1 protein-coding gene is annotated in these 727 nt (G+C 42.2%); it reads right to left on the bottom strand.

Annotation, left to right across the window (positions count from 1 at the left end; translation table 11 throughout):
* Window positions 1-74 precede the first annotated feature (74 nt).
* Window positions 75-641 (bottom strand): DUF1566 domain-containing protein, encoded by a 567-nt coding sequence (locus KIV40_RS28990; protein WP_285352682.1) that lies wholly within the window; start codon window positions 639-641, stop codon window positions 75-77.
* Window positions 642-727: the final 86 nt, after the last annotated feature.

The raw sequence follows: 727 nt of genomic DNA, 5'->3' as shown, positions 1-727 counted from the left end.
TTAAGGTATAGATAAAAAGAAGACATGCATAAAAAAGCACCGCCATATTGGCGGTGCTTTTACATCGGGTCCAGTTACTGGTCTTCGTCGGTTACCAGTAAAATGGAGTAAGTTTCAGAAGGTGCGTACTCATATACCTCACCATTAACAGAATCAAACGCGATTACTTGCGAACCATTACCATGTGGAGTGCTGCTCCAAATATAGCCAGCCAAATCGCCTACTTCTAGTTCATAACCACTGGCAAATGCGGTTCCGTTCAGCGCGGGTCCATAACAAGCATGCTCTGTCAGTGCTACTAACTCCTTAATGTTTGGTAGTCGCCAGTTCTTTTTGCCGCCAAATTCATATAATGCATGATTGCCATTTTCATCACGAATCTGTTTTGCTGTAAGTAGCGCACTCTGCCATGTCACTTTATCAGCTGCGCCAGTACACGCTTCACTGTTCTTGTCCCAAGTTGTACCTACCGGGCAACGCATCCAAGTTAGACCTGTTTTAAGATCTGTCACAATACCAGCATCAGAGTACGTGTATCGTGTGTTAGGTGCAGATTTAGAAAAATCAACAGAACATTCTTGAGCTGCGAAAGTCATCTGAGAAACTAACGCTAAAGATAATATAGAAATAAGTTTTTTCATCTTACTGACCCTTTACTGCAACTAGACGAATTGGAAATCGGTAAGACGCACCGCTATCTTGATCAGCTTTATCTGTATAGATTTGA

This window comes from Vibrio sp. D173a, from assembly GCF_030248475.1.
This window is presented reverse-complemented; position numbering and strand designations above follow the sequence as displayed.

Bases quoted from the DNA above. Each gene is read 5' to 3' on its own strand.
- KIV40_RS28990 (WP_285352682.1), bottom strand. From the start codon at position 641: ATGAAAAAACTTATTTCTATATTATCTTTAGCGTTAGTTTCTCAGATG.